This is a genomic window from Microvirga sp. GN3, assembly GCF_055792825.1.
On the sequence record NZ_JBVVAK010000015.1, the window covers coordinates 89,212 to 96,355 of the forward strand.

Here is a 7,144-nt window from a genome sequence, read left to right on the forward strand (position 1 = left end):
CGATGCGTTATGGTTGCGACGCTCAGTTCGCGGCCGCCACGTTGACCTTGGCGGGAGCCTGTGCCCGCTTCTCGGGCACCGCCTTCACAGGTGTTGCCCTGGCAGGTGTCGGAGCGATCTGGACCGTCTCGGCCACCGGCTGCGAGGCCGAAGTGCTGAACAGGTCGGTCACGCTGCTGAACATCTTCCTGTAGAACGGAGTCTCGGAGCTGGAAGCCGCTGCGGCAGCCGCCACCGGCGCGGTCTGCTGGGTCACCGCCACACGGGTCTCGGCCTGACGGGGCTCAGGCTGCGAGGCGGGAACCTCCTTCATGGAAGCGAAGGCGAGGGCTGTCGTCGGCGCCTCGATCTTCTCGCGGCCGCTGTCGTCGAGCGCGACTTGCCGCGGGCCCGAGGAGATGCCCTCGGTGCGGCTCACATATCCGAGCTTGCTGTCGGACACGCCTGTCACGTTGGCGAGCGCCTCGCGGAAGGATTCGTGCGTGTCGCCGTCGTTGTAGACGAGCTTGATCGGCTTTTCGCCCTTAGAGACCAGATCGGCCACTTCCTGCTCGTCCCGGCGCTGCTTCTGCGCCACGGCAGCAACCGTGCTCTCTTCCGCGTTGAAGAGATAACGCCTGTTGGCAACCGCCACACGCAACTCGTCCTTCGTGAGATCGAAGGTATCGGAGCCTTCCTTCAGGTTCTTCCAGAAGCCGATATTCGGGTCGAGACGATGCTTGGCCAGATTCTCGGCCGTCATCCGGAACGGATAGGACTGGAACTGGAAGTTGCGCTGACCGGCGCCGAGGGCCTCGCGGGCGATGGCGTAGATTTCGGCGATGTTCTGGTCCGTCATGGCGAAGCAGCCGCGCGAGGAGCACGCGCCGTGCACCATGATGTCACCGCCGTTGCGGCCGAAGGACCGGTCAAAGGCGTTCGGATAGCCGGTGTCGAACGACAGATAATAGGCCGAGTTCGGGTTCATCTGCGCCGGGCTGACCGTGTAGAAGCCCTCAGGCACCTGACGGTCGCCTTCGCGGGTCTTCGGGCCGAGCTGACCCGACCAGCGGCAGATCGGATAGGTCTTGAGGAGCGCGTATTTCCCGTTGGAGCCGCGCTTCCAGATCTCCAGCTCCGATTCCTTCTTGTAGGCTCGGACCAGGATAGGATCTGACTTGGACATGCCCTTGGTCGACATCAACGCCATCGTGGCTGGCGGAATCGGCACGAGGTGTCGGGTGGAGCCACGGGAAAGCTGGTCGTCCTGGCAGGCAGCAAGCGCGAGCACCAGGCTCGCGGCCAATGCAAAACGCTTCATCATGGGGGACCCCGCAATTCTTGATCTGCCCGACGTTTGTGCCGGTCAGTTCCCCTTTAACTCCTAAATCGTTAGCCTTAACTGGTCATTACTGCAAGCGGAGCAGTGATGGAGTCATGATTAAGGGAAGGTAAAAAATCCGCCCGCGAAGGGTTTCGACACCGCTCATCGGAGGAAAGCGCATCTCTTCCGAGGTAAGCAGCGCTCACGCAGCCAACGGAACCGCCCCAGAGTCGGGCGAGTCCCTGAATTCGAGAGACGGAATACTAGAGTTTGCGACCGATATTGAGGAACTTGTCGGCGCGATGATCGCGAATCTCGGCCGGTCCCATGTTGCCGAGGTCATGCAGGGCTTCCTCGATGGCGTTGCCGGTGGCCTGGATGGCCGCCTGCGGCTCCCGGTGGGCGCCACCCACGGGCTCCGTCACGATGCCGTCGATGATGCCGAGCCGCAGGAGGTCCTGGGCGGTGATCTTCATGTTGGTGGCAGCATCCTGGGCGCGGGCCGCATCGCGCCAGAGGATCGAGGCCGCGCCTTCCGGCGAGATCACGCTGTAGATGGCGTGTTCCAGCATCAGCACCTTGTTGGCGGTGGCGATCGCGATGGCGCCGCCCGAGCCACCCTCGCCGATCACCACGGAGACGTTGGGCACGCCGAGCGACAGCTGCATCTCGGTCGAGCGGGCAATGGCCTCGGCCTGTCCGCGCTCCTCCGCCTCGATGCCCGGATAGGCGCCGGCCGTGTCGACGAAGGAGATCACCGGCAGACCGAAGCGGTCGGCCATTTCCATCAGGCGCACGGCCTTGCGGTAGCCCTCGGGGCGGGCCATGCCGAAATTGTGCCGGATGCGGGTCTCGGTATTGTGGCCCTTCTCTTGGCCCATGACGCAGACCGGCTGGCCGCGGAAGCGTCCGAAGCCACCGACGATCGCCTCGTCCTCGGAGAACTTGCGGTCGCCGGCGAGCGGCGTGAACTCGGTGATCAGGCCGGAGCAGTAATCGACGAAATGCGGTCGCTGAGGATGGCGCGCGACGAGAGTCTTCTGCCAGGGCGTGAGCTTGGCATAGAGATCCTTCAGGGCATCGGCGGCCTTGACCTCCAGGCGGGAGATGTCGTCCGTGATGGAGACGGCGTCCCGGTTCTCCCCGAGCGCCCGAAGCTCCTCGACCTTGGCTTCCAGCTCGGCGACGGGCTTTTCGAAATCGAGATAACTGCGCATCAGACTCTACAGCATCGGGCCCAAAAGTGGATTTGCACTTTTGGGACTAACCCGATGCTTTCTCCTTTATGAGAGCATCGTTCAGGCAGAAAACCGGATCCACTTTTCCGCACGATGCTCTAACGAAAATGAAGGCCGGCGTGACCGGATAGCCCTGCCGAAGCGGGGCGGACACTGGCGTTTTGGCGGGTCCAAGTCAAGTTGAGCCCTGCCTTACTCCCGTAAAACCAGCGGAATCAAGGAGGACGGCGTCAGCCGCGAGGCAGGAGCCGCCGGGGCCGGAACGAAAACCGGGGCGAGGCGCCTGGAGCGGCGCACCGCACGGACGGCTCCCGGCCGGTAGAGCTGCTTCGTCGCCTCGACGATGTGAAGGCCCGCGAAGGGCAGGGAGAAGCCTGCGCCGACCTGCTCCCAGGCCTGGGCGCTCTGGAGCAGGAGGCGGCTGCGCAAGGGAGGCATGTAGAGGGTTTCGGCCCAGCCTTCCGGTGAGAACCAGGTCTGGCGCATGAGGCTTTTGAGCTGTGAGCGGCTGTAGGGTTGCCCGTAGCCGAAGGGCGTCGTGTCCATGCGGGCCCACAGGCCTCGCCGGTTGGGCGCGACGAGGATGATCCGCCCGCCAGGGGTGAGAATACGCCAGATCTCGTACAGGAGTTCGCTCGGGCTCTCCACCGTCTCCAGGGCATGGACCACGAGAACCCGGTCGATGGAGGCATCGGGCAGGGGCATCATCAGCGGATCGACGAGGGCCGAGGCCGAGGCTCCGCTCCTGGGCCAGTTCACCACGCCCTGGCTCGCAGGCATGAAGGCCAGCGTCCGCTCGCTTTCATCCTTCACGGACGAGAGATAAGGCGGCGCATAGCCGAGACCGAGCACGCGCAGGCCTGTGAGCGGTCCCCAGAACCGGTCGATGGCCCGTCCGACGAAGCGGCGCGTCACGGCCCCCAACGGGCTGGCGTAGAAGCCGCGCAGATCGGTGATGTCGATGCTCATGGCCTCAACAGAATGCCTCTCGATCCGGTCCCGCAACCGCATTGCGAGGGTCCGGGTCTGGTTTCACGCGCCGACTGTTCCATGATAGCTCAGAGCACATCAAGACAGGGTGCCTCGATGTCAGCCCAGATCCACGCCTTTCTCTGCCTTCAGGACAATATCGGTGTTCTGGTCCACGATCCCAACACGGGAGCCTGTGCGGCCATCGATGCGCCGGAGGAGGGGCCGATCTTGGCGGCTCTCGCCAAGACCGGCTGGCAGCTCACCGACATCCTCATCACGCATCGCCATACCGATCACGTGCAGGCCATCGAGCCCTTGAAGCGACGCACCGGCTGCCGGGTGGTGGCGCCGGTCAAGGCGCGCGAGGCGGTGCCGCATGCCGATGCCTATGTGCGCGAGGGCGATACGGTAATCGTGGGCGGCCTCCAGGCGCATGTGTGGGAAACACCGGGCCATTGCATGGATCATGTGTCCTACTGGTTCGCGGCGGATCGCGCTCTGTTTGCCGGCGATACGCTCTTCACCCTCGGCTGCGGGCGGATGTTCGAAGGGACTTATCCGGAATTCTGGGCCTCGCTGCAGCGCCTCGCAGCGCTCCCGGACGAGGCACGGGTCTATTGCGGGCACGATTATACGCTCTCGAACGCGCGCTTCGCGCTCGCCGCCGATCCGGACAACGAGGCGCTGAAGGCACGGGCGGCGGAAGCGGAAAAAGCAAAAGCGGAAGGCCGTTTCCTGGTGCCCTCGACCATTGGCCAGGAAAAGGCGACCAATCCGTTCCTGCGGGCCGGAGAGCCTGCGCTCGCGAAATCCGTTCATAAGGAAGGAGCAAAGCCTGTGGAGGTGTTTCAGGCCTTGCGCGAATGGAAGAACAGGTTCTGATGAGAGGCATCATCGTGCAGGAGCGGACAACTTTCATGAACGACCACAGCCTCATCATCGGACTCGAGAGCCGTCTCGTGAATGCCTGGCCCTCGTTCGATTATCAGATCTATGACGGCTGGGTTCTCCGCCTTGCGAACGGATATTCGAAGCGCGCCAATTCCGCGACGCCTTTTCGGCCGGGTGTCGGTCTCGACGATGAGCTGATCGATTACATGATCGCCCGCTTCGTCGAGGCCAATGTGCGTCCGACCTTTCGCCTCAACGGGGTCGAGGCGCCGGGTGTCGACGAGTTGCTGAAGCAGCGCGGCTTCAAGGACATCGAGCCGACGCATGTTCTCACGGCTCCGATCAAGAACGGCGATTGCGAGATCGATCCCGAGGTGGAACTCGCGCCGCAGGTCTCCAAACGCTGGGTGCGAGCGGCGGCGGAATCCTATGGCGGCGACAAGGCCGATGACGAGATCCTGATGAGGATCGTATCCCGCATCCGCCAGAAGACGGCGTTCGCGACGCTCAGCCTGGATGAGAGGCCTGTGGCCTGGGGGCTCGGGGTGGTGGAGCGCGGTTATATCGGTCTCTACGACATCGTGGTGGCGCCGGACCTGCGCGGCATCGGCCTCGGCCGCCGCGTGGTCGCGAGCCTCATGGCCTGGGGCTGCGGGCAGGGGGCGCACACCGCCTATCTCCAGGTGCGCGAAGAAAACGAGATCGCCCGCTCGCTCTATGGCGCGCTCGGCTTCGAGACCGCCTACCGGTACACCCACCGGGTCATGCCGGGACGCTCTTCTTCGGCGTGAGCGTCGCGACCAGCGCGCCGGCCACGATGAGGCCACAGGCGAGCGCCAGTGTCAGGGTCGGCTCCGCATAGCCGGCCACCACCAGGAGCAGGGTCGAGAGAACTGGTGTCGCGTAGGAGGCGACGCCGAGGAAGCGGATGTCGCCGCGCTTCATGCCGATGTCCCAGACATAGAAGGCAACACCCACCGGGCCGAGGCCGAGCGCGAGAAGAGCGAGCCATTGCGTCGTTGTCTCCGGCCAGACCGTTGTCTCGAATGCGAGATGGCAGACGAGACTCAGGAGCGAGGTCATCAGGCAGAAGCCTGCCACCGCATCGGTCGGCACTTGGCCGAAGCGGCGGGAGAGAACCGAGTAGCCGGCCCAGACAAAGGCGGCGATGAGGGCGCAGATGTAGCCGGGCATGTATTCGGCCCGCGCATCGAAGGCACCACGTCCGGCAATCAGCACCACAACGCCAGCAAATCCAAGCAGTGCTCCCACGATATGCGCCCGCCGCAGATGCTCACCCGGCAGCAGCGAGGAGAACAGCACGATCAAAAGCGGCCAGAGATAGTTGATCAGCCCCGATTCGGCCGGCGGCGCCCAGCGCAGAGCTGCAAAGTAGAGCGCGTGATAGCCGAAGAGGCCGCCGATGCCTAAGGCCCAGACCACCGGCTTCTGGCGCAGGGCCTTGAGGCCTTGCGGCCGCGCGATCCAGCTCACCACGCCGACCATCCCGCCGACAAGGAAGGTCATGGCGGCAAGTTGGAAGGGGGGAATCGTGCCCGTCGCCGCCGTGAACAGGGCAAGCAGGGACCAGAGCAGGATGGCGATGAGGCCGATGGTGGTGGCGGTGCGAGTCGTCATGGCCGCCACCTACCACGACTTTCCCGAAGAAGCGAAGCTCCAGGAGCCGAAATGTCAGGACTTCAGTAAGTCGTGCGTCCGCCGCTGAGATCGAAGGTGGCGGCCGTGGTGAAGGAGTTTTCCTCGGAGAGCATCCAGACGACCATAGCGGCGATCTCGTGCAGTTCGGCGAAACGGTCTCTCGGGATGCGCACGCGCATGTATTCGATGAATTCCGGCGTCAGCGAATCGAGGATCTTCGTCTTGGCGGTGGTGGGCGTGATGCAGTTCACGGCAATGCCGGTCTTGGCCAGCTCTTTCCCCAAAGACTTGGTGAGACCGATGATGCCGGCCTTCGCGGCGCTGTAGGCGGCGAGGTTCGGATTTCCTTCCTTACCCGCGACTGACGAAATGTTGACGATGCGGCCGTAATTGTTCTCCTGCATGATCGGCACGATGGAGCGACAGCAATTGAAGGTGCCGGTGAGGTTGACCTCAACGACATTGCGCCACTCCTCGACGGAATATTCGGCCAGCGGCTTGACCGGTCCCGTGATCCCGGCGCCGTTCACCAAGCCGTCGATGCGTCCGAAAGCAGCGCGGGTTTGTTGCGTGGCGTGCTCGACAGAGAGGCAGTCAGACACGTCGACGCTCAGCCCGATGCAATCCTTCGAGAGTGCGGCGGCACTGGCTTCGGAGTCCTCAAGGCGAAGGTCCCAGACGGCGACTCTGGCGCCCGATTGCACGAGGCGCTCCCCGATTGCATAGCCGATGCCGCGGGCACCTCCTGTGATCACGACGGTTTTGCCCGCCATGTCGATGCGGTTCATCCTCAAGTTCTCCGTGTTGCAGGCAGGATCCAGCGCATCAGACCCGGAGCGCAGTGTGGAACTGCGTCCGGGACGACACTCTGCGCGTCAGGCCATGTACTGTCCGCCATTGACGGACAGGGTCGAGCCGGTGACGAAGCCGGCCTCGTCGGAGGCCAGGAACAGCACACTGCGGGCGATCTCCTCCGCCTCGCCGAGGCGGCCGACGGGAATGAGCGGCAGGATCTTCGACTTGAGCACCTCTTCGGGCACCGCCTTCACCATCTCGGTGGCGATGTAGCCCGGCGCGATCA

At 64.0% G+C, this 7,144-nt stretch carries 8 protein-coding genes; 2 read left to right on the forward strand and 6 right to left on the reverse strand.

The features are described 5' to 3' along the window. Positions 1-22: 22 nt before the first annotated feature. From ACS5Q1_RS10255 to ACS5Q1_RS10265, 3 genes are all read right to left on the reverse strand, one after another. Entirely contained in the window at positions 23-1,303 is a 1,281-nt protein-coding gene (locus tag ACS5Q1_RS10255) for a L,D-transpeptidase family protein (protein ID WP_473098062.1), read from the reverse strand. 263 nt (positions 1,304-1,566) lie between these two features. Then, complete coding sequence (locus ACS5Q1_RS10260) at positions 1,567-2,520, reverse strand: acetyl-CoA carboxylase carboxyltransferase subunit alpha (RefSeq protein ID WP_203442271.1); 954 nt, start codon at positions 2,518-2,520, stop codon at positions 1,567-1,569. A gap of 213 nt (positions 2,521-2,733) precedes the next feature. Next, the gene (locus ACS5Q1_RS10265) at positions 2,734-3,510 is read right to left on the reverse strand and encodes a methyltransferase domain-containing protein (RefSeq protein WP_473098063.1); all 777 of its coding nucleotides are present in this window, start codon (positions 3,508-3,510) and stop codon (positions 2,734-2,736) included. A 117-nt stretch (positions 3,511-3,627) separates the two neighbouring features. On the opposite strand from ACS5Q1_RS10265, the gene gloB reads away from it, so the two are divergent. Together gloB and ACS5Q1_RS10275 are read left to right on the forward strand one after the other, a co-directional pair. Beyond that, positions 3,628-4,395, forward strand: coding sequence for a hydroxyacylglutathione hydrolase (gloB, locus tag ACS5Q1_RS10270; RefSeq protein ID WP_473098064.1), 768 nt, complete (start codon positions 3,628-3,630; stop codon positions 4,393-4,395). Between the two features lie 35 nt (positions 4,396-4,430). Further along, complete coding sequence (locus ACS5Q1_RS10275) at positions 4,431-5,195, forward strand: GNAT family N-acetyltransferase (RefSeq protein WP_473098065.1); 765 nt, start codon at positions 4,431-4,433, stop codon at positions 5,193-5,195. Here the strand turns inward: ACS5Q1_RS10275 and yddG are convergent. The 3 genes from yddG to ACS5Q1_RS10290 form a co-directional block, all read right to left on the reverse strand. Further along, complete coding sequence (gene yddG / locus ACS5Q1_RS10280; protein ID WP_473098066.1) at positions 5,167-6,042, reverse strand: aromatic amino acid exporter YddG; 876 nt, start codon at positions 6,040-6,042, stop codon at positions 5,167-5,169. The two genes, ACS5Q1_RS10275 and yddG, sit on opposite strands and share 29 nt — an antisense overlap. Positions 6,043-6,104: 62 nt before the next feature. Further along, entirely contained in the window at positions 6,105-6,851 is a 747-nt protein-coding gene (locus tag ACS5Q1_RS10285) for an SDR family NAD(P)-dependent oxidoreductase (protein ID WP_473098067.1), read from the reverse strand. A gap of 87 nt (positions 6,852-6,938) precedes the next feature. Further along, the coding region (locus ACS5Q1_RS10290) for an SDR family oxidoreductase (protein ID WP_473098068.1) at positions 6,939-7,144 on the reverse strand (206 nt) is incomplete at its 5' end.